1 protein-coding gene is annotated in these 265 nt (G+C 43.0%); it reads right to left on the bottom strand.

The window, feature by feature from the left end; translation table 11 throughout:
• Positions 1-53: 53 nt before the first annotated feature.
• A partial coding sequence (locus tag SB775_RS30410; RefSeq protein ID WP_410864983.1) for a hypothetical protein occupies positions 54-265 on the bottom strand: 212 nt, incomplete at its 5' end.

The raw sequence follows: 265 nt of genomic DNA, 5'->3' as shown, positions 1-265 counted from the left end.
GTAGCAGAAGCTGAAAAATTGCTGAAGTAAGCAATTTGTTTATCGGGGCAGGCCTATCTTCTATTATGGAAGATAGGCTTTTTCCAATACTTTTCCACCGTACAACGCGAAAAAGAATGGTAGGATAAAGGCAGCCCGTGGCCGCCAAAAGCCGCCAAAATACAACCAAGTGATAGATAGCTACCCGCGCAAAGAAACTTTTTTCGAATGCAATCGTCTATAATGATGTGGGGGAGAGAGAATTCAGGAGGTAAAAAATGGCAAC

Source organism: Peribacillus sp. SIMBA_075 (genome assembly GCF_046534585.1).
This window is presented reverse-complemented; position numbering and strand designations above follow the sequence as displayed.